Genomic DNA, 25,720 nt, shown 5'->3' on the forward strand with positions numbered 1-25,720 from the left:
TTTATTTCTGTAATCCAAAAACCTTCTTAACTTTGTCCATAAATGTCTCTTTCTGTTCTAATGAAAGTAATGGCACTGATTCTCCTAAAATTCTTCTTGCAATATTTCGGTAAGCAATCGAAGCACGAGAATTGGGTTGAAAGGCAACTGGTTCACCATGATTGGAAGCTCTGATTACATCATCATCATCTGCAACTATTCCCAATAGATCAATAGATAAGACTTGAACAATTTCATCTACATCAAGCATATCACCATTTTTAACCATATGATTACGAATTCGATTCACAATCAAATGTGGTGGTTCAACTTTTTCTTGCTCTAATAAACCGATAATACGATCAGCATCGCGTACACTTGATTTTTCTGGTGTGGTCACAACAATAGCTTTATCTGCACCAGCAACAGCATTTTTGTATCCCTGTTCAATTCCTGCTGGACAGTCTATTAATATGTAATCATAGTCTGGTTTTAATTCATCTATAATCTCTATCATACCTTCTGGTGTTAATGCTGATTTATCCGTTGTTTGCGCAGCTGGAAGTAAGTATAGACAATCAAAGCGCTTATCTTTAATTAAAGCTTGTGAAATTTTACATCTTTTTTCTAATACGTCTACAATATCATAGATAATACGATTCTCTAATCCCATAATCACATCTAAATTTCGCAAACCAATATCTGTATCAATTAAACAAACTTTTTTGTCCAATAATGCTAATGAAGTTCCTAAATTTGCAGTAGTCGTCGTTTTACCGACACCACCTTTACCAGAAGTAATTACAATTGCTTCACCCATTCATAACTCTCCTTTCAAAAGCATCCAATTCTGGTCGAGATTTGGCTAATGAACTGATTCGATCCATGATAATTTGTTCTCCGTCTTTTTCGATAAAACCACATTCCATAGGAACACCCTCTCCATCTGAATCTGGTGATCTACTAATAATATCTGCTATTCTTAATTGACTAGGAGCCATGTATGATGCAGCAATTACAGCTTTTCTATTACCTGTTGCACCAGCGTGAGCAACCCCACGTAAATTTCCCATTATAAAGATATTACCGGTTGCTACTACTTTCCCACCAGGGTTTACATCACCAATTAATAACAGATCTCCGGTAATTTCAAGTACTTGTCCAGAACGAATTACCCTATTATGTAATTTTAAATCTGTTTCATCTTTCCATCTTAACGCTTCTTCTTTAAGAATAACATCGGAAACGATTTCCTCAACAACTAACTTATTATGTTTTTTAATAATTTTCCGCAAAGTTTCTGCTTGAGCATCGGTAATATAACGATTTCCAAGCTGAATCTTAACTGTAATTAGTGGTTCATCAACTGCCATATGTTTAGCAGATAAGATTTCTTCTACCTCACCTAGAAGTTCCTCCCACGAACAGCTGTCATTCATAAATAGGGTGAGTCCATCTCTTGTTCCCTTGATTGTAATCCATTTATTTGTTGGCACAACTTTTCAACCCCCTTAAAACACTGCACAACCAGATATCAATCATTATGTTCAAATTTAATTATCGACCATTTTTCCAATCTTTTAGCAAAACATATATAGATAATCAGACTTATGATCACATTCCAAATCAATGATGGAATTAATCGATTTAGCAAATAAAAGTCCCAACTTAATTGATGTACTTGTATAATATTATAAAGTAAAAAGATCAAAATGTCTGCAGCAACTATTCCGAAGATGGTCATGATCATTGCTATAAAAAAATTGGATTGTAACACTTTCATAAACACTCTAATACCATACAACACTACTGTATATGCAAATACATATACACCGATTATATCGGTATAAACAATATCTACGATAAATGAAAATAAAATAGATAGAGCAATCGCATAAAAAGTAGTTGATTTTTCAAAATAAATGGTAACATATATTAAAAACACAAACATAAAGTGTGAAACGATCATCGAATTGCCATCGAACATAGACATATATATTAAAGAAAATGTACCTTCCAATATAACAAGAAGAAAGCAGATGATAGCAAGTAAGAAGGGGGGGATCATGTTCTTCATGAAGCGTCCTCCTCTGCTTGCCCTTCCATTGTAGCCATATTTCGGTCTATCACGATAACATGATTAAAATGTTCTAAATCTGCTGAAGGTTTAACATATGCAATACTTGTTAACTCGTATTTGTCTGCCTCCACTTTAACAATTTCACCAATCTCTAAGCCTTTAGGAAAGACACCACCTAAACCAGAAGAAAAAACAGATTGCCCTTCTGCCAGTTCTTGATAAGTCTCATTCAGTTCTAATAATAAATGTTCAGATTCCTCGTCATAGCCTACGATAAATCCGGAAATGTCTGTTTCAGTCTCCGCTACATCAACATTAACTGATATCCGGTTTGATTGATCAAATCCATTTAACAACAAAACAGTTGAAGTGAACGGTGAACTGGTTTGTACCTTTCCAATCATCCCCCCCTGCCCCGTAATAACAGCCATATTAGGCGCTATACCATTTTGTGATCCCTTATTGATCGTTACTAGATTGAACCACTGATCCTTACTCTTGGCAATCACCGAAGCCTGAATTGAGTTAAAGTTTTGCAAAAAATCTGATTCTGTTTTGTTCAATGTTTCTTGAAGTTCCGTTATTTCTTTAGTTAATTCCTGATTTTGATATTCTAACTGACGAAGTTCTTCTAAACTTGACTTTAATTTTTGGTTTTCTCGATAAACATTTCTAATCTCTTTAACATTATTCGCAAAGCTGGTAGTAAAAGCTATAGGTTTATTTACCACCTCTTGTACCCAACCAACTGTATCATGGATAAAATCCTCCAAAACAGTTAAATTCGTTCTTTTCTGCAACGAAAATCCGATTAATCCTACAATTAGAATTAAAGAGATCAGGAATATAAACAGTCGCTTTTTCTTATAAAACATGAAAACACCTTCTTAATTCGATTAGCGATGCATTCTAATATTTGGATGGGAACGGAAATGTTCCATATATTCTAAAGACTTCCCTGTGCCGATAGCAACACTATCTAGTGGTTCATCTGCAACAAATACTGGCATTTTTGTTTCATCACTAATAACTTCATCTAATTTTTTCAAAAGGGCACCACCGCCGGACAATACGATACCGCGATCCATAATATCTGCCGCTAATTCTGGTGGAGTTCGTTCAAGCGTATTTTTGACAGCATCTATTATCGCGTCTACTGTATCTTTTAAAGCGGAAGCAACTTCTGAAGCTGTAATACTAATTGTTTTTGGTAAACCAGTAAGCAAATCGCGACCTCTAATATCCATTTCTATTTTTTCGGATGAAGCTTGGCTGATGCAATATCCATTTTAATAGATTCAGCTGAGCGCTCTCCAATCATTAAATTATAGGTTCGTTTCACATACTGAATGATAGCTTCATCCATATCGTCTCCAGCAGTACGAATAGACTTACTGGTCACAATTCCACCAAGGGAAATAACTGCCACTTCAGTGGTTCCACCACCAATATCGACAATCATACTGCCCGTAGGTTCCCATACAGGTAACCCAGCACCAATCGATGCAGCGAAAGGTTCTGCAATTGGAAAAGCTTCCTTAGCACCGGCTGCTTTTGTCGCATCGATAACGGCCCTTTCTTCCACCATAGTTATGCCTGAAGGGACACATACCATTACATTTGGTTTCTTAGCAAAACTCGAGCGATTCTTCTGGGCTAACTTTATATAATACTTCATCATAGAAGCAGTTGTATCATAATCTGCAATAACTCCGTCTTTCATTGGACGAATTACCAATATATTACCTGGTGTACGACCAATCATATTTTTGGCGTCACTACCTACTGCTTCAATATCTCCTGTTGACTTATTTATAGCGACAACGGATGGTTCACGTACAACAATTCCCTTTCCCTTAAGAAAAACTAATGTATTTGCTGTACCTAAATCAATACCTAAATCTTGCGTAAAACTAAATAATCCCAATCTTTTTCTTCCTCTCAACCATTATTATGCAACATTCACTTCCATATTTTATGCTTTTTAAGTCTTACTATCAAGAAATAATATTCTTCATAATAATAAGCGCCTTCATACAAGCATTCTTGTACAAGGCGCTATAAAAGCTTGTTGATTCTATTATACTGAACTTAACAAAAAATAGATAGTGCTATAAGTACCCTTTTTCTTTTAATGAAATAAATTTATGATCGCCAATGATCAAATGATCCAACAGTTCGATACCAATCATTTTACCACTTTCTAATAATCGTTTGGTTACATGAATATCTTCTTGGGATGGTGAGGGATCACCACTCGGGTGGTTGTGCGCACAGATAATCGATGCTGCCGATCTTCTAACTGCCTCGCGATATACTTCACGAGGATGAACAATGGAGGCATTCAAACTTCCTATAAATATAGTTTGTCGGTGTATGATTTGATTCTTGGTATTCAAAAACAAAACGACAAAATGTTCCTGTTTCAGACGACACATTTCTTCCATCACATAATCTGCGCCATCTTCCGGACTTCTAATTACATATCTTTCTTTTTCTTTAAAATGTTCGATTCTTTTTCCAAATTCCACAGCAGCCAGAATATTGATACCCTTTACCTGCCCGATTCCTTTAATATTTGTTAATTCTTCTATAGTCACGTCTCTGAGCATTCGTAAACCTTCAAAATGCCGCAAGACCTTTTCGGCCAATTGATGAACATTTTCCCTGTGTGTACCTGACCCCAGCAATATCGCTAATAATTCCTGATTGGAAAGTGCACCAGGGCCATGTGCTAACAAACGCTCTCTAGGACGATCTTCTTTAGGTACCTCTTTCATCTTAATGGTGGTAACATCCAACTTCTTCAGCCTCCTTCGTAACTATCTCTCATTGTAACGAGAAGACTTCTGTTCAGCAAATTGTTAAAAATAGATTTTCAAATAGCTAAAACCCGCGATTATCCTATTTTCCTCGTTATAAAAAAGCAAAACTATGCTCTAAGATCATGCAATAAAATGAATTTACTCGTTTGATAAGTTTTCATATGCATAGAAAATCAATAATAATCGAGATTGGATTGCTTGCTCATTGTCTAGAGCATCTAATCCTTGAATTTCTGCCAGCATAGCCTGCATTAGCTCAGATAATTCAGCTGGCTTCTTGTCTAACCATTTATCCTGATTAATTGGTTCAGTAGTATTTGATACTTGTGCTTCTAAAGTAGGTTCAAGAGCTTGTAGCCATGCTAATTCCTGTGCAGAAAAAGTTACTTCATTTGAGCTGATTTGCCAATCCTTACCCGAATAAAATTCAGATTCAGCTGGAAAGTTAGTTTTTGCAAATTGCTTCGATCCTTCTGAAGTAGAATGGATACCAACAAATACATGATAGTTCTCTTCACGATGCCATACCATACCTTTAATATTTTTAACCTGTAAATTTTGAAGTAGTTGATCTGCTCCTTCTTTTGTCGAAAAAACACCCGCCTGTGTGACAAAAAAAGTAAAATCACGAGTCTGATAGCTTCCAGCAGCAGATGTATTTGAATTATTTTGCGCTTCAGTCTGACCAGAAGCAGTCGTCACAGTTTGGTTATTAGTTGCATTCGCATCAAAAGCAACTTCCTCAGGATCCATATCTATAAAAATTTTCAAAATCATCAAGCCTAAAAATGTGCCAATGAAAATCGCTGTCAGCGCAGATAGAATAAACGATTTATATTTCATCCAAAAAGTCTGCTTTTTCCCTGGATAGAAAGGATTTACATCAGTTGTATAGTTTCGTTTAAACGTTTGGCCTTCATCAATAGGATGATGATGCTCTCTAATATAGTCTTCTAATCTATCATCTTTTATTTTTTCCTCAGAAGATGATTTGTGATTCAACTGAATAGTAACTTGCTTTTTATTTTCCACTAAAAATCCCTCGTTTCCATTCCTTTTCTATCACCCTATCACATCTATCGTGAGATGTAAGACGACTTTTGTCATAAAACTATGAAAAGATTTCCTCAATTAATGACAAAAAAGACTACATTCTAATGTTGAATGCAGTCACAAAAATGTTTATTCACTTAAAATCAGTATATTTCTTCTCCTGCTAATTTATTAAAACAGAATCATTATAAAAAATGCGGATGGTAATACTACCACTGACAAAATTCTCTTCGTCCGTATAATGAATCTCTGTCAGTTCAATGATACGCTCACTTTTATTTAAATTTTCTAAAAAATCATCGAAGATAACTAGCGAGGCAGCTTCCAATTCTAATTGATATTCCAAAAAGGAAATGTCTGTGGGAAAGTAAGCTTGATTCAGTTCTTGATCGTTAGTTATTCGATTAATCGTTTTAACGTTAATATTGGAGGAACTTCCCAGTGATTCTATTAATAAAACCATTTGATCTATATTTGCACTGGTTGGTAATTTTTCTCTTAAAATCTCTGAATCGATTACCCACGCCCCCCCATAGACCGATCCGTTTTGTTTGCTATATCAATGAATTCTTGTTGTTGACTTAATGTTTGTTTTGTTTCCTTTAATGCATCTCGTTCACTATTCATCCAGTTTTCATAGAGAAAATAGAATAAACCTATGAATAAAACAAGTATCATAACTAACAGCAGCGTATATGTTCGTGACCATTTAATTTGCATTTCGAGTCACCTCATTTAACTGATCTCTTGCAACACTAATAGTTAATTCACTTTCATATATTTTCTGATCCGTATCGATTAATCGTATAACATTAAGATCAACTTGCTCAAAAAAGGCGGTATCCACAAATAAACGTTGGATTTCAGCAATCTGATCAAGGTCAGTTACATGTACTCTGATATATAATTCCTCTTGTAGCAAAAACTGATATTCTATCATTTTTGTATTCGGCAGCAATGTATTTTGTATATAGTTATATAAATACGTGGTTGGATATTTTCCCTCTTCTATCTGACTAATTTGTGATTCTAACTCATTTACTTGATTTTGCAATAACTGCACGCTTTGATAGTCATCTACTAGTTCGGATTGACTTTCTATTTTTGCTAAATTTGCTTCTTTCTGTTGGATTATCTGATTTAAGAATAGATATGAAATTAAAGAAACTATAATTATTCCTAACAGAAAAACCATGATTAATAGATAGGGAGCAATATTTTTCTTCTCTTTTTCAAAAAAGTTAATATCTATCATTTTTTCGCTCCTCATTATCCTTACCTTTCATACAAAGCCCATATAATTTGGTATATTCCTGTTTTAACTCAAAAGGCAAAGAAATTGGATGTGACGGTATATTAAATCGGCTTAATATTTGTTGATAAATATTGTCCCAACCTGGTACATCACCAGTAAAGATAATATCTGTTATTTGCGCATCCCCCCATTCCTTACAGAATACTGATAAAAATCCATAAACCGTTCCATCGTCAGTAATTGGTCTTCAATAAAAGGTTGGCGTACATCTTCTGGTTGTTTCCAAAGTATTTGTTCATTATTCTCAGCGGAAATATAGTTTTCAAACATATTATGAAAATTAATATGTCGATTAAAAATTGGCAGATTCTGATGAAAGACAGTTAATACAAGATCATATCTATTCCACTGAATCATCAGTAAATGCTGCTCCTCACTGGATAAACCTAATTCTGAACAAACCCGATATGTACTAAGGAAAGACAAATCAGCAACAACTGGGTTAAGGGTTACCTCAGTAAAAATTTCAAAATAAGGTTGAAGTCGATCTTCAGGATAGGCGAAGAGTAATATATCGTTCTTTTCCTCACCTTTATTTGTAATATGATAATCAATTAGTGGGTTTTTAAATGGCAGTCGAATACTTCCTTCTAATTGCAGCTTAATATACGATTTGGCTTCCTCTTTATTTAAAGAAGCAGGGATTTGTTCAGACCTCATCGTTACAGAACTATCTGGTACAATAAAATACAAATTTCGTCCTTTCCACTTTTTTTCTTCTATTATATTTTTTAACGTGACCGCTAATTTTTTTCTATCTATTATTTTGCCTTCTTCAATCACTTTTGTATCGAATACGACTTCATCGTAATCTAACTCATGCTTCTTATTGTTATCGGGGGCATACCAAATAGCGAATACTGTGATCGGTAATCGTTAAATGAATCGTATCTTTTTTAAATAATCCCATAATCATTCCCCTTTATATTATCGGTCCATTTACAAGTCCTTAAAATATTTATAAACTTTTTACTTATCATTAAAAAAAAGATAAGTACCATATTTTTATTTGTTCACCAAAAAATAATACCGTAAGAGTTGCGAAACTAATATGTGGACCGAATGGAATCTCAGATTTTCGGTCTGCCTTTTTAGTTATAATGAGTCCTAAACTTATCAATGCACCATATAGAATAGACAGGAAAAAGATTAATAAGATATCTATGTAACCAAAGGCTAGTCCTAATAATGTATAATACTTCATATCACCTGCACCCATACCACCATTACTTACAAAGATAATTATTACCATTAGTGTAAAAATACCAGCCGCCCCAAGTAACGGAGACCACCAAGGATCAATAGGCATAAAGATGCGATATATAACTACAAAAGGTAAAAAGAATAACAATATCTTATTCGGAATTAGATAATAGGTACTATCTGTTACTATTATAATAATGGCTAAGGAGCTAATAAGTAAAGCAAATAGTAAAGAAATGCTGATTCCATAAAAATGATAACTTACAGCAAAACAGATTCCGGTTAAAAGTTCGATGATAGGATAGATTTTTTTGATCGGTCGGTAACAACCTTTACATTTTCCTCGTTGAACCAGATAGGATAAAACTGGTATGAGCTCATGCCAATGCAGCGTTTTTTACAACGAGGACAAAAAGACCGATTCGACGATAGAAAGTTCCCCTCAGGGACTCGCAAACCTACCACGTTATAAAATGAACCAAGAACGATACCAAAAACAAACAAAATCAGGTAATAGATCCATTCCATCCTTTTCTCTCCTAACTAGATTGAGACTCCTCTGGGAGGAGTCTCAAGATTGTAATTATTCAGTTCCTTTTGCAAATCTGGCAAGTTATTCATCAAATGAGAAAGTCCCATTTTCTGTGTCTTTACTAATTGTATCCGTTGCAGCAATATCATCTGGTAAATCATCCACTTCAACTTCTAAATAACCACCATCTATTAAGGCTTGAACATTCGTTGTACCACTAGTAAAATCTCCTTGCACATCAGCTAACCTCGCAGCATCTAAAATCAGCTCTTCAGAAGCTTCACTTGCACTATCCTCTGCATTTCCAATGATGTTTCCAATAGCTGGTATTGCAATGGCTAAAATTACTCCCAAAATAACAATAACTGCTAAAAGCTCAACAAGCGTAAACCCTTTTTCCTGCTTCAACATTTTTCTTAACTTCGTTATCATCTTTCCACTCTCCTCACCATATTTTTTTCGAATGAATTAAAAAAGACTCACAGCATAAATAAACATTCATGATGAAAGCCGGTTGCACTACTAACTCCTATTTACCAAAGTGCCCAACTCAAGGTAAATAATCCTCGTATCTGTTTTATTCTTTGATTCCATTATACTATTTATCTCAAAAATGTCTAGTATATAAGTGTATATATTAATTAAATAGTTTCAAATAAAGTAAACATAGGAATGACAATTGCAAGGACTATAGACCCTACTATGACAGATAAAAAGACGATCATGATCGGTTCTATTAAAGATTTTAACTTATCTGATGCTTCTTCCAAATCTTGTTCATAATAATCTGATACTTTCTGTAGCATCTGATCTATCGAACCAGTCGCTTCTCCCACGGCGATCATCTGGGTAATTAATTTCGGAAATACCCAATGATCATTCATTGGTTTGGCTAATGACTGACCATTTTCCAATGCCTTTTTACTATCTGCTAATACTTCTTTTACCACACGATTTTCAATTACATCTTTGGTGATTTCTACTGCCTGCAAAATGGAAACAGAGCTGTTTATCAGGGAACTTAATGTTTGTGTCATTCTGGAAAGTGTGGCTTTTTGAATAAATGTCCCTATAACAGGTATTTTTAATTTTAAAATATCTAAACGATAGGCTAAAGTCTCATTCTTAGAAATTACTCGAAATAATAAAACGACTAATGCTAATCCGATTACTATTACCCACCAAAATTGTTGAAAGAAGCTACTTATATCTAACACCATTTTTGTATAAAATGGTAATTCCTGTCCAAATGATAAAAACATATCCGCAAAAATGGGCACGATGTAAGCGAACAGAAAGATGGTTATTGATAGCGACAAAATTCCTATTACGGCAGGATATGTAAGTGCTGTAATTACCTTTTGTTTCAGTTGATATTGCTTTTCATAATAAGTTGCCATCCGATCTAAAATGTCATCCAGTCTACCACTAACTTCACCAGCTTTTATCATACTTATCAATAATGCCGGAAATAACTTAGGAAAACTGGCAAAGGCTTCTGATAATGGTTTACCCTCAAGGATCATTTCCTGAGATTCATCTAATGCTTCTTTTAACACTTTACTATTAGATTGTTCTGCTAAAATTTCAATCGTATCTACTAAGGACAAACCGGCATCAACCAGTGTAGAAAATTGTCGTAAAAAAATGATAAAATCTTTATGTTTAACAGGGCTACCTATATAAATATCACGATATAGAAACGAATTAACCTTCTTAATTTGAAAAACATGTAAATCTAGCGAAGTTAATTCTATTAAAGCTTCTGCTTCATTATCACTTTCTAATTTACCGTTTTTTAGCTTGCCATTGGCAGATCTTGCCTTATACGAATAGAATGCCACTATCTCTCCACCTCCTATTCTATTTTTGAAAGGTATGGTTCCGCATCCTGACGGCTAATTATACCTGTCTTCACTTTCTGACGTATGTCCATTTCCATTGTGTGCATTCCTTGTTCCCTGGATGTTTGTAATACATTTGGTATCTGATGCATCTTCTCATTACGTATTAAATTTTTAATTGCTGCATTACTAATTAGAATTTCTGTTGCTGCCACTCTTCCTGGCTGTGCTGCATTTCGAAATAAGCGTTGAGAAACTATAGCTTCTAACACATTAGCCAAAAGAATTCGAATTTGATCTTTCTGTGCTGCAGGGAATACATCGATAATGCGGTCCATTGTCGAAGCAGCATCTTGGGTGTGTAAGGTTCCCAACACCAGGTGTCCTGTTTCAGCAGCAGTGATAGCAGTAGAGATCGTTTCCAAATCTCGCATTTCCCCTACTAAAATAACATCAGGATCTTGTCTCAAACAAGCACGTAATCCTTTCTGAAATGAAGTAGTATCAAAACCAATTTCTCTTTGATCAATAACAGACTGCTGATGCTTATGCAAATATTCAATCGGGTCTTCTAAGGTAATAATATGCAGATTCAAATGTTGATTCATATAATCTATCATAGCAGCAAGAGAGGTGCTTTTACCACTACCGGTAGGACCTGTAACCAAAACAAGTCCATGTGGTCTTGCTGCTATTTTTTTAATACTTCTGGCAATTCCAATTCCTCTAAACTCGGAATTGCTATAGGTATGACACGAATTGCCAGTGATAGATTATTTCGCTGATAAAATATATTCACGCGAAACCTGGAGACACCAGCTATTCCGTGCGATAAATCTATCTCTCTTTCCTGTTCCAACCGCTCCCACAACTTATCTGAAACAATCGATCTTGCCATTTCTTTTGTATCCTCTGGCTGGATAACATTACTTTTATATGGTACTAAACGTCCATCAATACGAAATATTGGCACAGAACCAACCGTTAGATGAATATCAGATGCATTCTGGTGAAAAGCTTTTGTTAATAATTCTGCTAATTGATTCATAATCCACCTCTAGTCTTCTAGTGCTACTCGCAGTACTTCGTCAATAGTTGTGTAACCTTTTTTCACTTTTTCCAATCCATCATCAAGCAAAAAATGCATTCCTTGCTCCATGACGTGTTGTTTTATTTCCGAGATAGTCGCTTGTTGCAACATTAATTTTTTCACCTGATCATTAATAATAAGTAATTCATGGATCGCCATTCTTCCGCGATAACCTGTTCCACGGCAGCTGTCGCACCCTTTGCCTATTTTAATTGTATCAATATCCATTCCTCTGCGATGAAAGATATCCTTTTCCATCGGTGTTACATCTCTTTCTTCCTGACAATCCTTACAGATTTTTTTAACCAGACGCTGCGCCATAACTCCACTCAAAGAAGATACAACTAAGTAAGGTTCTATTTCCATATCAAATAAACGTGGTATGGCATCAATCGCACTATTGGTGTGTAAGGTACTGAGTACAATATGACCTGTTAAGGAAGATCTAATCGCAATTTCAGCTGTTTCTTTATCACGAATTTCTCCAACCATAATAATATTGGGATCCTGCCGTAGAATAGAACGAAGACCTGTCGCAAATGTCAGGCCAACGTTACTATTTACTTGAACTTGATTAATACCATCTAATTGGTATTCGACTGGATCTTCAATGGTTACGATATTTACATCTTCGTTATTTAATTCATTAATTGAGCCATATAGTGTGGTTGTCTTACCTGAACCAGTTGGTCCTGTTAATAAAATTAAACCTGACGGACGAGTAAGAAGCTCACGATATTGTGTTAATGTGCATTCATTAAGATCTAATTCTGCTAGACTGTTAGTAACATTGGAGAGATCCAGTATCCGAATCACAATCTTTTCACCAAATACGGTTGGTAAAGTAGAAATCCGTAAATCGATGGGTTTTGCATCAATTACCGTACGTATCCTGCCGTCCTGTGGCATTCTTGTTTCTGTTATATTCAGTTCAGCTAAAATTTTAACACGTGCAATTAATGCACTTTGAATTCGCTTTGGAAAAGTTCTTTCAGAACGCAACATGCCATCCACTCTGTATCGAATCAAGATATTGCTTTCATTGGAATCGATATGTATATCACTTGCTTTTAGTGTTACACCAGATTGTAATATTTGATCTAGAATTCTGACAGCTGGTGCTTCCTCATCATTTTCCTGTTCTATGGTTTCTTCCATATCATAGTATTTATTAACTGCCTGTAAAATATCATCTTTTGAAGCGATTACCGGTTTCACTTCAAAGCCAGTTAAGAGTTCCAAATCATCTATTGCGTAATAATCTAATGGATCATTCATAGCTATAGTGAGGATATTTTCCTGCTGTTCAATCGGAAATAGAATATTTTCTCTGGCAACTTCCTTTGGTATCAATTTTATCAATTGATCATTAATCGGAAAACGATATAAAGAAACACTAGGTATTTTCAGATGTACTTCCAGTACTTCCAGTAATTGTTTTTCTGTTATATAGCTTTGTTCAACAAGTGCATCACCCAGTTTTTGGCGTGATCTTTTATTTTCCAGCACTTCTAAAATTTCATTTTCTGTAATTAAACCATTTTCCTTTAGCAGATCCCCTAATTTTCGTTTTTCACGAAGAGCCATGTGATTTCCTCCTCTTTATTCAATAATCTCTTTAACAGGTTGAGGCTGAACAAGATCTCCATTTGATCCAGGTTCTCCACTTGCAAACGGAAAATCTTCCATGTTTACATTTCTATAATTAAGACTATTACCTCCACTAGCTTCATAGCGATCTGCGATAACAATACCATTAACTTGCGCACCTCCACCTAAAGTGACAAATGCATTTGGTGCTAGAATGGCCAAATTGTTATGTGATCCTCCTGAAATGGTTAAATTAGAGGATCCTGCTAATACATATCCTCCATCAACAGCACCGCTTCCACCAATATCAATATCAGCATCTTTTACATATAGTGAGCCTTTTATCCGTTGTGCCCCCTCCTAACTTAAACTGATTACTTCCGTAATAATAAAGATTGAATTGATTAATATTACCATTTTTATTTATCGTACTGCTTCCGCCAATGTTAAAGGTATCAAGCACATGGAGGTGAAGTGTCCCTGAGCCGATAATGTTAACATGACCTTGACCCAAATTAAAGTTATCAACGACCAGATGATAGTCAGCATCACCGATATGTATATCTAAGTTATTACTACCCTCGATAGACACTTTTTCTGTAAAACTATTTGAGGAAAGCGAAATCTCTTGATCTCTATTACCTGAAATATTAATATTTTCTAGTGTGTTACTTGTCGAACTTGGCGCAATATTTAGCAATCCATTTAAACTTTCCAAATTAAATAAAGAGCTTGAACCGACTACTTTTGGACTGTCTCTATACCAGTTTGGCACATCAAGTACATTATCAACATAATTTGATTCAACATGTACCGTTCCTCTCGATGTTTTATCGGAATGATAGATATTTCCACCACCATTCAAAGTAATCTTATTATTTCCACCGTTTAGCAATTGAACGTCACCATTTATCTTTGCTGACCCTGTCAATGTAACACTTTCTCTAACTATCAAGGCCACATTACTCGGAATACTTGGCACTGCATTTTTAGATACCCATTTTACTTCCACCACTTTTTCAACAGTACGAGTTCGCTTACCAATAACACCTTCTGAGGAAATTTTATATTCTCTCGGGTTTTGATTAGTTAGTTGTTTAATCGTGATGTTTGCTTTTGGCTGTTCTGAGAAACTTTTCTCAAAATTTTTATAGGTTTGATTATTAAGCTCAGAAAAAATATAATCATTAATACTCGAAAAGAAACTTTCTTCATTATTACGTGTTTCATACGTTACCAGAACTTGACTTTTCATCTGAGCATATGCCTGATTAACTCCTGCTTCAGCAATATAGTAGGTGGACTGATAGTCACGATCATTTGTTGTCAATTTAACATTTGCAAATGAGATCGTTGCAAGTGCTGTACCTAGAAGTGTGAGAATAACAAGAGTCATCAGCACAATTAAAAGACTTACACCATTTTCATTTTGCCACAACACTTTTATCATTTTCACTGTTTCCACCTACTTCCTAAAATAGAGTCTCGTATCTAAATCATGCTGCTCTCCTTGTTTATCGGGTTTACTTAAAATTTTGATATCTATATAATCATTTGTTATATCATAGTCAAATTGTGCAATCTTTGAACTTACAATCTGACTGTCTCGATAGATAGTTGTTCCATCTTTGTTGTATTGATGAGGGCCAATTTTTAAATATTCTCCTACTGACACATCTTCACCTGCTGCAGTCCGTACGTCTTTCGTTACCTGACTCATCAATAATTGCACATCTTTCTTATGATTGATTTCATCTGTCTGATTCACATATTGTTTTTGTCCGAATAAATGAGCGGAACTGATTAACATAATCACAATCGATAAAATTGCTAAAACACCTAATAACTCAACAAGTGTTAAACCTTTTTCATTTTTGATCATCATTAACGACTTCCCCCATCTATTAGAAATCTTGTTTCCATTTGTGCTTTCTGCCGATCCTCGTGATCATAAGTTTTGATAAGAATATGATATAGATTAGAAATAAAGTTATTCTGCTGATCTTGTGCTGGTTCAATAGTTATTTCTAACCGGTAAGATTTCTTTCTGATAGTAAATCGATTTGTAGTAGTTGTTGTTTGGGATTGAACAGATTGTTTCTTCATGTCCGCAATAAATTGCTCAAAATTTTTTTCAGTTAGTAAGTGATACATTGATTCTAATTCTTGTTGTGTAACATAGGTAGCATCTACCACTTCCTTCGCTACATTCGTTGTGCGGGCTGAATTGATGAAAAAGGTAAGAAAAGCAGCAACAATTATTGATAAAATAACAAGTGAAGCTAATAATTCAATTAAAGTCAGTCCTTTCTCATTCTTAAACCACTCTTTTTCCATCCATTCACCACCTCATTACGAATCATCGTTCGCATATACAAAGAAGTATATGTTCCTTTAGGCTATCTTTTGACACTAATATTCATTACTTTGTATGACTAAAGATTCATAAATCTTTATTACTTCTTTACCATTAGTATATACTTTTAGTCAGAAGTCGGCAAAGCTTTTTCATTTAGAAATCGAGATATTCTTCCAACCAACTCAAGAGATCCAACAACAAACACAACTTTACTATTGTAAAATGGTTCGGAAATAATCTGTTTCATAAAAGTTTCCCAATTATCAATTTTTTGCGTGTTTGAATGTGTGGAGAATTTATCTAAATCATCTACAGAGGCTGCTCTTTCATGTGCAAAACTTGTTAATATAACTTGGGTAAAATAGTTTTCCAGTAATGGTACCATGTGACTAATTGGTTTATCTTTAAACGCACCAAATAGTACTATTTTTCTCTGTCAGGATAATATAACTGTACGGTGTCGATAAAAGCTTTCAAACTTTCCTCGTTATGTGCTCCATCCAAAACTATTACTGGATTTGATTTAATCCTTTCAAATCGAAGTGGTAACTGTGCTTTTTGTAACCCTCTCTTCAATTGGTTCAAGTCTATGTATAATGAATTCTTTTCTAACAGCAAGATCGCTTTTATAGCTAATGCTGCATTATCAAATTGATGATTACCTTTCATTGATAATTGGAAGGGAAATGATACTTGCTCATCTTGATAAAAAGCTTCTAGTCTATTTTTTTAATCTTAAAATCAACACCTAGCTGAAATAGTGGTGCTTGTTTCAGAAGCACAGCATCCTCTATTACTTTCAAGGCTTGTTCAGGTAATTTCCCAATAATTATCGGCGTTTTTTGCTTAATAATACCTGCCTTATGGTTTGTTATTTCTGCTAAATCGTTGCCTAAGAAATTCATATGATCATAACCAATGGAAGTAATAATTGAAATAAGCGGCCTGATACAGTTGGTTGCATCTTCCTTGCCGCCCATTCCTGTTTCCACTATCGATATATCGGCATATTCTTGAAAAAAGCAAAAACTAATAACGACTAATAGTTCGAAATTACTTGGCGGATCCTCTCTTTTTTCTAACTCTAGAATCGCATCAAATAATTGATTCGCGTACTTTAAATAATCATCATCAGATATAGATTTTTGATTTAACTGAATCATTCCTTGTCTATTAGTTAGGCTTGGAGAAGTAAATGTACCAACCTTATAATCCATTGCAAGCAATGATTGTTCTAAATAGGTAACAGTCGAACCCTTGCCATTTGTTCCTGCTATATGAATAGCTTTCATTGAATTTTCAGGATGATTTACTTTTCTTAATAAAAATTGAATACGTTCAAGACCTGGTTTAATACCAATTTTTTCACGATTATCAAAGTAAGCATCTAATTGTTGAATCGTTTTGAACATATTAACGTACCTCCTACTATTCCTTATATGAATTAAAATAATAAATTTTGAAAAAGAGGCTGCCAACAGACAGTCTCTTTTTCTTATTATTTCTTTAACTCATCCATACGTGCCTGTACTTTCTCACGCTTATTGATGTAATCTTTTTGTTTCTCTTTTTCTGCTTCTACGACTTGGGAAGGAGCTTTACTTACAAAACCTTCATTAGCAAGCTTCTTATCTACACGCTCTACTTCTTTATTTAATTTATCTATTTCTTCCTGTAATCGAGCTAATTCTTTATCAATATCTATTAACCCTTCCAGTGGCAAGTAAATTTCTGCACCGGTCACAACTGCCGACATTGCCTTTTCGGGTATGTCAATCGTTGTATCTATAGTTAATTCACTTGGGTTACAGAAACGATCTAAATAAATGCGATTTTCCTCTAATTGCTGCTTCACATGATCATCACTAGTTTGAATTAGGATAGGAATTTCTTTTGACATTGGTGTATCAACTTCTGCACGAATATTACGAACAGAACGTATAATTGAAACTAATTGATTCATCATTTCAGCAGAGGCTGGATATGATACGTTTTTATCAACGGTTGGCCATGCAGCTTTTACAATCGTTTCCCCCCTTCATGAGGTAATTGTTGCCAGATTTCTTCCGTAACAAAAGGCATAAACGGATGCAGCATTCGCATAATCTGATCTAATACATGTGCCAAAATCGAACGGGTTGTCAATTTAGCTTCTTCATCTTCGCCATAAAGTGGAAGCTTCGCCATTTCAATATACCAATCGCAGAAATCATCCCAAATGAAATTGTATAAATAACGGCCAGCTTCGCCAAAGTCATATTTTTCAATCTGACGAGTAACTTGTTCAATCGTTTCATTTAATCGAGTTAAAATCCATTGGTCTGCCACCGACTTTTTGCCTGTCAGGTCAATGGCTTCATACTTTAAATCATCCATGTTCATTAAAGCAAAGCGAGAAGCGTTCCAGATTTTATTAACAAAATTCCAGGTGGATTCCACCTTTTCCAAATGGAAACGCAAATCTTGGCCAGGACTTGAACCGGTAGCTAAGAAATAACGTAGAGAATCGGCACCATACTTATCAATAACCTCCATCGGATCTACACCATTTCCAAGTGATTTACTCATTTTCCGACCTTCCGCATCACGTACAAGGCCATGAATTAAGACATCTTTAAATGGTCGCTCGTCATTAAATTCTTTGGATTGAAAAATCATCCGTGCTACCCAGAAGAAAATAATATCATACCCTGTAACTAATACACTGGTAGGGAAGAAATGCTGAAAATCCTTGTCTTCTTTGTTTGGCCAATTTAATGTTGAGAATGGCCATAAAGCAGAGGAAAACCATGTATCCAGTACATCCTGATCCTGCTCCCAGTTTTCACTATCCTTTGGCGCCTCTTTTCCAACATACATCTCACCGGTTTCTTTATGGTACCAGGCTGGAATACGATGCCCCCCACCATAATTGGCGAGAAATACACCAGTCACGAATATTTTCCATCCATCGTAAATATGTTTTTTCAAAACGATCGGGAACAAAATGAACTTTTTCATTATCTGATTTATTTTGTAATTCCACAGCCGCATCTGCTAATGGCTGCATATCTACAAACCATTGCGTTGATAAATATGGCTCAACAACAGCGCCACTTCGTTCTGAATGACCAACAGAATGCATATGATCTTCAATTTTGAATAAAATTCCTTCTTCCTGAAGATCCTTGACAAGTTGCTTACGACAGTCAAAACGGTCCATACCTTGATATTTTCCGGCATTTTCGTTCATTGTTCCATCTTCATTCATCACCAGTATTCGTTCCAGATTATGTCGATTACCAATCTGAAAGTCATTTGGATCATGTGCTGGCGTGATTTTCACTGCACCAGAACCAAATTCCATATCTACATAGTCATCTGCTACAATTTCAATTTCCCTTCCTACAATTGGCAGCTTAACTTTTTTGCCAATCAAGTGTTTGTAACGATCGTCTTCTGGATGAACGGCAACACAGGTATCACCTAACATTGTTTCGGGACGCGTTGTCGCCACTTCAATATGTCCTGATCCATCAACTAAGGGGGGGTATTTCATATGATAAAAGTGTCCTTGGACATCCTTATAAATAACTTCAATATCAGAAAGGGCAGTTTTTGTTGCTGGATCCCAATTGATAATGTATTCCCCCCCTCGGTATATAAGACCTTTCTCATATAATTTGACGAAAACTTCCTTAACTGCTTCAGATAAGCCTTCATCTAATGTGAAACGCTCGCGGGAGTAGTCAAGACCAAGACCAATTTTTGCCCATTGTTCGCGGATAAAACCAGCGTATTCTTCCTTCCAATCCCATGCCTTTTTCAAGAAGTTATCACGTCCCAGATCGTAACGTGAAACACCTTCTTCTCGTAGTTTTGCTTCGACTTTTGCTTGTGTTGCAATACCGGCATGATCCATACCAGGTAAATATAATACATCATACCCTTGCATTCGTTTGAAACGTGTCAAAATATCTTGTAAAGTCGTGTCCCATGCATGGCCAATATGTAATTTACCGGTAACGTTTGGTGGTGGGATGACAATAGTAAATGGTTCCTTTTCCGTATTACGTTCTGCTTCAAAAAACTTTCCCTCTAACCAATAATCATATCGTCCCTTTTCGACAGCTACAGGATCGTACTTAGGGGGGGGTAAATTCACTTCATTTTGTTCAGACATTTATATTTCCTCCTTCAAAATCTATCTCGGATTTTCACATAAAACAGCAAAATAAAAACCCTTCTCGACCTTGGTTAAAGGACGAAAAGGGTTGATTTCCGCGGTACCACCTTTGTTTATAAGTATTACTACTTATACACTTGATTAAAGAAGATATCGGATTCACCGGCTTTTACCTACTTGAATTGTTCAGTAAAGCTGCATCAGAGGCTACCTTTGTTCATCTTTTTTTGAGAAAACCTTACAGCCTAAGGGTTTTCCTCTCTTACAAACAGTATGAAGTACTCTTCCTCATCATCGCATCTTTCGATTAATGATTCTTTATCTGTTATTTTATCTAAAAATAAACGCTGAAGTCAAGTTAAATTACCACTTTAATTGTGCATATTTATTAAAAAATGTTTTATACCCAAGAAATAAAAACAAAATAACCGATAAGGAAACACTGCCAGTGATACCTAACATAATGGCAATCTGATATTTTATCGCTTCAAGCGGTCCTGCACCGGACAATATTACCCCCCCTGTCATCATACCTGGCAAAAAAACGATCCCCCCCATTCCTACCATGCTATTAATTGTCGGGAGTATAGCTGCATCAAAGGCATGATTGACAATTCCCTGTGATGCTTTATTGGGTGTAGCTCCTAACATTAGTGCTGCCTCTACTTCTTTTTTTCTTGAAGTGAATCCCTCTATTAAAGCACTTACGCCTAGAGTGATGCCTGTCATTGAATTACCAATTAACATTCCTGCAATCGGAATAAAGTAACGAGGATCATACCATGGTGAAAATTGTACAACGATAAAGTCAAAATAAATAAATGCCAATAACGTACCTGAAAACATGGAGATCGCTATAATTTTCTTTAAATCTTTACTCAATTTTTGTTTCGATCGTTTATAAATATTATAGACAGCGAACGTTTCCATAATTACTAAAACAATTAAGGAATAGATCATCTTCTCATGTTCAAAAATATAGATTAACACATAGCCAACCAACACTAGTTGTATCGTCATTCTTAATGTGGCGATTACGATTTCCTTCTCTCGTGAAATTTTTCTCCATCGCACAACTGCTAAGAGGATCACAATAAAAATATAAGCGGAGACAAGCTGCCATATCGTAATCTCCAGCATCTCATTCATACGATTCACCAGCCTTCGTCAATATCTCATCCATATAGATCATACGATCACTATATCGATCCGCTATTTCTTTAGAATGGGTGACCATAATAGCTGTTTTTTCATTCTTTTTGATGAATTCTGTGAAATAATCCATAACGGCTGTTTCTGTATCCTGATCTAATGCAGAGGTAGGTTCGTCCATTAAATAGACCGTTGCATCCATCAATACAACTCGTCCAAAGGCTAATCTTTGTTGCTCTCCACCAGATAAATTACTTGCATCCTCTTCTAATTCTTTATTTAAATGTAGTTTTTTCATTAAAGAAATGAGTTGTTGATCTTCTACTTCATTCTTCCCGGAAAACCTTAGTCCTATTAATAAATTATCACGAACGGTTCCTTCAAAAACAATCGGATCTTGACCTAGCATTACCACTTCTTTTCTTAACTGAACAGGATCTAAAGCAGTAATTGCTGTATCTTTATAATTAATTTCTCCTTCATCAGGTGTTAACATGACGTTAAACATTTTTAGTAATGTTGATTTGCCACTTCCGCTTGCACCGAACAAACAAATAATGTTGCCTGATTCGATGGTTAACTTTTTTATATCAAGAATATCTTTATACTTCAAATTGCGTATCAAAAACATCCTGTTCCTCCCTTTTCAAAAAACAATCAGTATCCAAGAAATACTAGCTGTTGCAAACATTGTAGAACTTAATTCAGCGTAGGCGCCCGCTTTCACTCCTGTGGCATCTGTTTTTCCTGAAGATCCACTTTTTTGAGCGGTTTGTGCTCGGAAAAGTTAGCTGAAGGGAAAACGCCACGGAAAGGGAAGTGGGCAGCCGGAGCGATTTTCTTGCACACGATTACTCTCATAATGAATAATATAACCAGTCAACTACATCTTAATTTATTTCACATTTAAAACGAAAATCGGATACCAAAATGCTGTAATACCAACGGTTATATGCTTTCCTACCTTATAAAAAGAGCAGACACATTTCTGTATCTGCTCTTCTGATTAGCGAAAGTCGCGTTTATCTTCCATTTTTCTTGATAATAACACATATACAACTGTTGCTGCTGCTGTTAAAAGTGTATATAATAATGTATTTTTCATGTGAATTCCTCCTTATATTATTCCATTAAAATGGACGGAATTTACCTTTTCTTAATACTAATTTTGGTCCACCTAATAAAAATAGATAACGGTCGTCCACTACGTTTTTCATTACTTTTGCTTGCATACCATATAACTTATTACCATCAAACACTGTACCCATTGCATCACTGCCACCTAAAGATGCTACCGTACCTTTGTCATCGTATTTGAATTCTTGAAGTGTACCACCATAAATCATGGTTTTAAGGTTATGAGCACATACATCTGCTTCTTGGATTGCCAATTGGGCTGTTGGCGGGTATGGTCTACCTGTTTCGCTATTCATTACCCATGCACAGTCACCTAAGATAAATATTTCATCATGGTCTGAAGCACGTAAGGTTGCGTCAACTGTAACTTTACCTTTGGTTAATTCAAAACCTGAATCACTAACAATATGGTTGGCTTGTACACCACCAGTCCATACGAAAGTTCCTGTTTTAATTTCTTCTTTCTCATCACCGACGATTACAGCATCTGCTTTAATTTCTTTGATCATAGATCCTAGTTTGAATTCGATTCCACGTGCTTCAAGTGATTCTTTGGCATATGTTAGTAATTGTTCATCAAAGCCAGGCAATATAGTAGGCATTGCTTCAATATCGATTATTTTAACATCTTGGCGCGGAATATCATATTTTTTACAAAGCTCTGGAATTCGTTCAGCCAGTTCTCCTAAAAATTCAATTCCTGTGAATCCTGCACCACCAACTACAATGGTTAGCATGCTTGGATCTGGGTTCTCCTCATTGCGATAACGAGCAAATTGATACTCGATATGGTCACGAATCATACGGCTTTTATCGACATTTTGAATAGAAAACGCATGTTCATCCATTCCAGGAATGCCAAATGTTGCTTTCTCAAATCCTAAACCAATTACTAAGTAATCATAATCAAGTTCACCATTCTCTAATTGAACTGTTTTTTCTTCTTTATTGATTTTTACCACTGTGTCATGAACAAATTGGACACGTTTCGTATTAATCACATCAGAAATCATAATTCGTGAACGGTTTACATCAATCGTACCCGCTGCAACCTCATGCAACCAGGTTGTTTGATAATGATAATTGTGATTATTGACTAGAGTAATATCAACTTCTTCCGCTGGCAATTGCTGAGTCAATCTTTTAGTTGTCATCATACCTGCATATCCAGCACCAAGTACAACAACTTTTAGTTTACTTTCAGACATTTAATCCTTCCTTTCTGTGTTATACATAAATGACAAACTACGATAGTTTTCATCATTATGGCTAATAATATGTAATTCCTGAACAATCGCATTCAGTATATCAAAAATAAAAAATACAGTCTAACTTTTTATACCCTATTCACAAAATAAAAAACCCTATTTAATAGGGTTTAAATTATTTCAGAGTTTCTTTTAGTATAAATTTGTCTAAAAAGGCTCGTATTTCCTCTACCGTAAATCCTTCTTCTTTTGCCTTAGCCATTAGATAAATCCAATCATAATCGACATTTAACTTTGATTGCATAAACGTATTCTCCTCCCTAAAATACAATTCTGTATTTCAGGCAGCTCAGCCATCCGATAGTATGTATACGGACCTGTAACTTTGCGTCCCTACTTCTCAATAGGTTTGCCTTTTTCTGAGCATGCTTATAATACTAAAAACTAAAACACCTTCACTTTTAAAACATTATATACTTTCATTAAAATTCATCTTAATATTTATTCGATAAAAGGCTATTATTCTCCTGCAAAAATTTTAAACTTTTTAAGAAAATTGTACTAAATTACTTCAATAAGTTGTTAACAGTTAGTAAACAAGTACTTCATTTTATTAAATATTACATTCGCAAAAGAATAAAATTGGGTACAATTCCAGATAATTTGCATAAGTTAAGATATAACCGATTTTAATTATTGTGAATGAGGTGATGAAGTGGCACGCTATTACCGTTATCGTCTACCCCCTTGGGCAAGGGAATGGATTTTAATTTGTCAACGCTGTATTCTGCCAATTGTTATATTTCAATGCATTCGTACACTATTTATTCCTACAACATTTGATGTGCTATTACTCGGAATATTAATCGGTATTTTAATCGCATTTCAGTTAGAATGGATATAATGTTATTACGTTTCTGTCACTTTCTCCCGCTTAAGCGTCTCAAATATATATTCCTGTAATTCAAAACTGAATAGTAATTTTCGATATTGTTTTTCTATTTCAATGGAATTCCTGACATTATTGTTACTTGCTGTCGGTTGAGTACATTTTAAAACAGTTTGTAACCAATTGGATGGGGAAAGTATTTGTAATACAAGCAATGCTTTTTCATAATCTGTTAAATTAATATATTGACAGTAAATGGAGAAAGACTCCTTAACTTTATCCATATCACAATCGTGGAATTGGAAAAGATAATGATAATATCTAACTAAATCAAATGTTGGTGAAGCCATCACAGCATACTCCCAGTTTAAGAAATAGGTACTGGCAGGTGTGAGCACATAATGAGAAGGTTTTATATTTCCATGACAGAGCGTATATTTCATCTGGTCATTGTTTTCTAATTCTTCTAAATATATTTCTTGCCATTTTTCTATATTATTAAATATTTCCTCCATGTCACGATAATACATGCAAATTTGGAGCTCGATTGGTGACATAAACCTTTTCGCTTCAAAGTAGCGAATACTGGTTATCATTTGTTCACGATAGCTTACTATTTCTTGATAGAATTGCTGTTCTAACGTTGATTTATTTTGTCTCAAAGATGCTATTTCATGCTGAGCCATCGTTGAAGCGTGCAGACTTCCCATTGCATGGACAACGGAACCGTACTCATCGATTGGCTGTTCGGAATATCTTCTTTCAACCCATGGCATTAAGTAATAAATATCTGTTTGTTGCTGATAAAATGGTTGACGATCTTTTGTCTGATATACTGGTACAAATCCAAAAATTTGTTTATGTTGAATGTATTGATAGATGGCTAACCACCTACCTAGATCATCTGTAACTAAATTTGATTTTTTTAAAGCAAATTGTCTTGAATTTGATTTTATTTTATATACTCGTTCTGTAATTTGTTCAATTTCCTCAGATTGAATTTGATAGGCCGTTAATATGTCAGACCATTCCATACACGAATCCCGCCTTCTTAGTAAGCATATTCAAAAAATTTCCTATTAAAAAGCAAGGCAATGTTCACTAACTGATACGATAATTATGAAAAGGAATAACTGCGTAACAATCGCTCCGGAAAGCGAAGTGGGCAAGCCGGAGCGATTGTTACAACTATTATAAATTTCAAAATTACTACTCAGTAAATTAAAGGTATGCCGCATTATCTTCCTCTAATTATTAAAATCCATTTTTTTAGCAATATACGTTTTTTATATGACTAAA

27 protein-coding genes, 4 pseudogenes, 2 riboswitches and 1 other annotated feature are annotated in these 25,720 nt (G+C 35.0%); of the genes and pseudogenes, 1 reads left to right on the forward strand and 30 read right to left on the reverse strand.

What is annotated here, in order from left to right:
• Position 1 precedes the first annotated feature (1 nt).
• The 29 genes and pseudogenes from minD to JCM21714_RS19760 all read right to left on the reverse strand — a co-directional run bounded on the left by minD (position 2) and on the right by JCM21714_RS19760 (position 23,836).
• Positions 2–799 (reverse strand): septum site-determining protein MinD, encoded by a 798-nt coding sequence (gene minD / locus JCM21714_RS05985; protein ID WP_035722640.1) that lies wholly within the window; start codon positions 797–799, stop codon positions 2–4.
• Positions 792–1,475 carry a septum site-determining protein MinC gene (gene minC, locus JCM21714_RS05990; protein ID WP_035722642.1) on the reverse strand — a complete coding sequence of 228 codons (684 nt, stop codon included), beginning with the start codon at positions 1,473–1,475 and terminating at the stop codon, positions 792–794. Before minC ends, minD begins: the two co-directional genes overlap by 8 nt.
• A gap of 38 nt (positions 1,476–1,513) precedes the next feature.
• Complete coding sequence (mreD, locus tag JCM21714_RS05995; RefSeq protein ID WP_035722644.1) at positions 1,514–2,056, reverse strand: rod shape-determining protein MreD; 543 nt, start codon at positions 2,054–2,056, stop codon at positions 1,514–1,516.
• The gene (gene mreC / locus JCM21714_RS06000) at positions 2,053–2,934 is read right to left on the reverse strand and encodes a rod shape-determining protein MreC (RefSeq protein WP_035722646.1); all 882 of its coding nucleotides are present in this window, start codon (positions 2,932–2,934) and stop codon (positions 2,053–2,055) included. The genes mreD and mreC overlap by 4 nt, the downstream gene beginning before the upstream one ends.
• A gap of 21 nt (positions 2,935–2,955) precedes the next feature.
• A pseudogene (locus JCM21714_RS06005) lies at positions 2,956–3,986 on the reverse strand (rod shape-determining protein).
• Positions 3,987–4,170: 184 nt separating this feature from the next.
• Complete coding sequence (radC, locus tag JCM21714_RS06010) at positions 4,171–4,839, reverse strand: RadC family protein (protein WP_035722810.1); 669 nt, start codon at positions 4,837–4,839, stop codon at positions 4,171–4,173.
• 183 nt (positions 4,840–5,022) lie between these two features.
• Positions 5,023–5,916 carry a hypothetical protein gene (locus JCM21714_RS06015; protein WP_035722647.1) on the reverse strand — a complete coding sequence of 298 codons (894 nt, stop codon included), beginning with the start codon at positions 5,914–5,916 and terminating at the stop codon, positions 5,023–5,025.
• Between the two features lie 184 nt (positions 5,917–6,100).
• On the reverse strand, positions 6,101–6,400 hold the full coding sequence (locus JCM21714_RS06020; RefSeq protein WP_035722649.1) for a hypothetical protein: 300 nt from the start codon (positions 6,398–6,400) through the stop codon (positions 6,101–6,103).
• A gap of 53 nt (positions 6,401–6,453) precedes the next feature.
• The gene (locus JCM21714_RS06025; protein WP_035722652.1) at positions 6,454–6,657 is read right to left on the reverse strand and encodes a hypothetical protein; all 204 of its coding nucleotides are present in this window, start codon (positions 6,655–6,657) and stop codon (positions 6,454–6,456) included.
• On the reverse strand, positions 6,647–7,192 hold the full coding sequence (locus JCM21714_RS06030) for a PilN family protein (RefSeq protein WP_035722654.1): 546 nt from the start codon (positions 7,190–7,192) through the stop codon (positions 6,647–6,649). Before JCM21714_RS06030 ends, JCM21714_RS06025 begins: the two co-directional genes overlap by 11 nt.
• A gap of 171 nt (positions 7,193–7,363) precedes the next feature.
• Complete coding sequence (gene pilM / locus JCM21714_RS06035) at positions 7,364–8,035, reverse strand: type IV pilus biogenesis protein PilM (RefSeq protein WP_035722657.1); 672 nt, start codon at positions 8,033–8,035, stop codon at positions 7,364–7,366.
• Positions 8,036–8,231: 196 nt separating this feature from the next.
• Positions 8,232–8,732, reverse strand: coding sequence for a prepilin peptidase (locus JCM21714_RS21015; RefSeq protein ID WP_369403488.1), 501 nt, complete (start codon positions 8,730–8,732; stop codon positions 8,232–8,234).
• Positions 8,721–8,983: pseudogene (locus JCM21714_RS21020) on the reverse strand (prepilin peptidase); the annotation flags it as partial. The gene JCM21714_RS21015 and the pseudogene JCM21714_RS21020, both read right to left, overlap by 12 nt.
• 85 nt (positions 8,984–9,068) lie before the next feature.
• Complete coding sequence (locus tag JCM21714_RS06045) at positions 9,069–9,419, reverse strand: competence type IV pilus major pilin ComGC (protein ID WP_035722660.1); 351 nt, start codon at positions 9,417–9,419, stop codon at positions 9,069–9,071.
• A 70-nt stretch (positions 9,420–9,489) separates the two neighbouring features.
• Positions 9,490–9,570: riboswitch (cyclic di-GMP riboswitch) on the reverse strand.
• Positions 9,571–9,628: 58 nt separating this feature from the next.
• On the reverse strand, positions 9,629–10,831 hold the full coding sequence (locus JCM21714_RS06050; protein ID WP_035722664.1) for a type II secretion system F family protein: 1,203 nt from the start codon (positions 10,829–10,831) through the stop codon (positions 9,629–9,631).
• 14 nt (positions 10,832–10,845) lie between these two features.
• Positions 10,846–11,882: pseudogene (locus tag JCM21714_RS06055) on the reverse strand (type IV pilus twitching motility protein PilT).
• A gap of 6 nt (positions 11,883–11,888) precedes the next feature.
• The gene (locus tag JCM21714_RS06060) at positions 11,889–13,508 is read right to left on the reverse strand and encodes a GspE/PulE family protein (RefSeq protein ID WP_035722667.1); all 1,620 of its coding nucleotides are present in this window, start codon (positions 13,506–13,508) and stop codon (positions 11,889–11,891) included.
• A gap of 15 nt (positions 13,509–13,523) precedes the next feature.
• Entirely contained in the window at positions 13,524–13,733 is a 210-nt protein-coding gene (locus JCM21714_RS06065; protein WP_035722675.1) for a hypothetical protein, read from the reverse strand.
• A 91-nt stretch (positions 13,734–13,824) separates the two neighbouring features.
• On the reverse strand, positions 13,825–14,961 hold the full coding sequence (locus JCM21714_RS06070) for a pilus assembly PilX N-terminal domain-containing protein (protein WP_148294981.1): 1,137 nt from the start codon (positions 14,959–14,961) through the stop codon (positions 13,825–13,827).
• A 15-nt stretch (positions 14,962–14,976) separates the two neighbouring features.
• Entirely contained in the window at positions 14,977–15,396 is a 420-nt protein-coding gene (locus tag JCM21714_RS06075; RefSeq protein WP_035722677.1) for a prepilin-type N-terminal cleavage/methylation domain-containing protein, read from the reverse strand.
• On the reverse strand, positions 15,396–15,848 hold the full coding sequence (locus JCM21714_RS06080; RefSeq protein WP_035722678.1) for a type IV pilus modification PilV family protein: 453 nt from the start codon (positions 15,846–15,848) through the stop codon (positions 15,396–15,398). Before JCM21714_RS06080 ends, JCM21714_RS06075 begins: the two co-directional genes overlap by 1 nt.
• Positions 15,849–15,994: 146 nt before the next feature.
• Entirely contained in the window at positions 15,995–16,255 is a 261-nt protein-coding gene (locus tag JCM21714_RS06085; protein ID WP_035722680.1) for a hypothetical protein, read from the reverse strand.
• A gap of 38 nt (positions 16,256–16,293) precedes the next feature.
• A complete protein-coding gene (locus JCM21714_RS06090; protein ID WP_035722683.1) occupies positions 16,294–16,539 on the reverse strand; it encodes a glutamate ligase domain-containing protein in 246 nt (81 codons plus the stop codon).
• A 47-nt stretch (positions 16,540–16,586) separates the two neighbouring features.
• Positions 16,587–17,282: a bifunctional folylpolyglutamate synthase/dihydrofolate synthase gene (locus tag JCM21714_RS06095; RefSeq protein ID WP_035722685.1), complete on the reverse strand. Its 696-nt coding sequence runs from the start codon at positions 17,280–17,282 to the stop codon at positions 16,587–16,589.
• Positions 17,283–17,368: 86 nt separating this feature from the next.
• Positions 17,369–20,032: pseudogene (locus JCM21714_RS06100) on the reverse strand (valine--tRNA ligase).
• A gap of 74 nt (positions 20,033–20,106) precedes the next feature.
• Positions 20,107–20,339: a binding site (T-box leader), on the reverse strand.
• Positions 20,340–20,398: 59 nt separating this feature from the next.
• Positions 20,399–21,184, reverse strand: a complete 786-nt coding sequence (locus JCM21714_RS06105) for an ABC transporter permease (RefSeq protein ID WP_035722687.1) — start codon at positions 21,182–21,184, stop codon at positions 20,399–20,401.
• Positions 21,177–21,818: an ABC transporter ATP-binding protein gene (locus JCM21714_RS06110; RefSeq protein WP_035722689.1), complete on the reverse strand. Its 642-nt coding sequence runs from the start codon at positions 21,816–21,818 to the stop codon at positions 21,177–21,179. Before JCM21714_RS06110 ends, JCM21714_RS06105 begins: the two co-directional genes overlap by 8 nt.
• A gap of 499 nt (positions 21,819–22,317) precedes the next feature.
• Positions 22,318–23,532, reverse strand: a complete 1,215-nt coding sequence (locus JCM21714_RS06115) for an NAD(P)/FAD-dependent oxidoreductase (RefSeq protein WP_035722691.1) — start codon at positions 23,530–23,532, stop codon at positions 22,318–22,320.
• Positions 23,533–23,707: 175 nt separating this feature from the next.
• Complete coding sequence (locus tag JCM21714_RS19760) at positions 23,708–23,836, reverse strand: DNA-binding anti-repressor SinI (RefSeq protein ID WP_148294982.1); 129 nt, start codon at positions 23,834–23,836, stop codon at positions 23,708–23,710.
• Between the two features lie 36 nt (positions 23,837–23,872).
• A riboswitch (cyclic di-GMP riboswitch) is annotated at positions 23,873–23,956 on the reverse strand.
• A gap of 291 nt (positions 23,957–24,247) precedes the next feature.
• Here JCM21714_RS19760 and JCM21714_RS19110 point away from each other — a divergent pair.
• Complete coding sequence (locus tag JCM21714_RS19110) at positions 24,248–24,436, forward strand: YszA family small membrane protein (protein WP_084040603.1); 189 nt, start codon at positions 24,248–24,250, stop codon at positions 24,434–24,436.
• 5 nt (positions 24,437–24,441) lie between these two features.
• Here JCM21714_RS19110 and JCM21714_RS06120 read toward each other — a convergent pair whose 3' ends face one another.
• Positions 24,442–25,455, reverse strand: coding sequence for a phosphotransferase (locus tag JCM21714_RS06120; protein ID WP_035722694.1), 1,014 nt, complete (start codon positions 25,453–25,455; stop codon positions 24,442–24,444).
• Positions 25,456–25,720: the final 265 nt, after the last annotated feature.

Source organism: Gracilibacillus boraciitolerans JCM 21714, from assembly GCF_000521485.1.
Taxonomy (GTDB): domain Bacteria; phylum Bacillota; class Bacilli; order Bacillales; family Amphibacillaceae; genus Gracilibacillus; species Gracilibacillus boraciitolerans.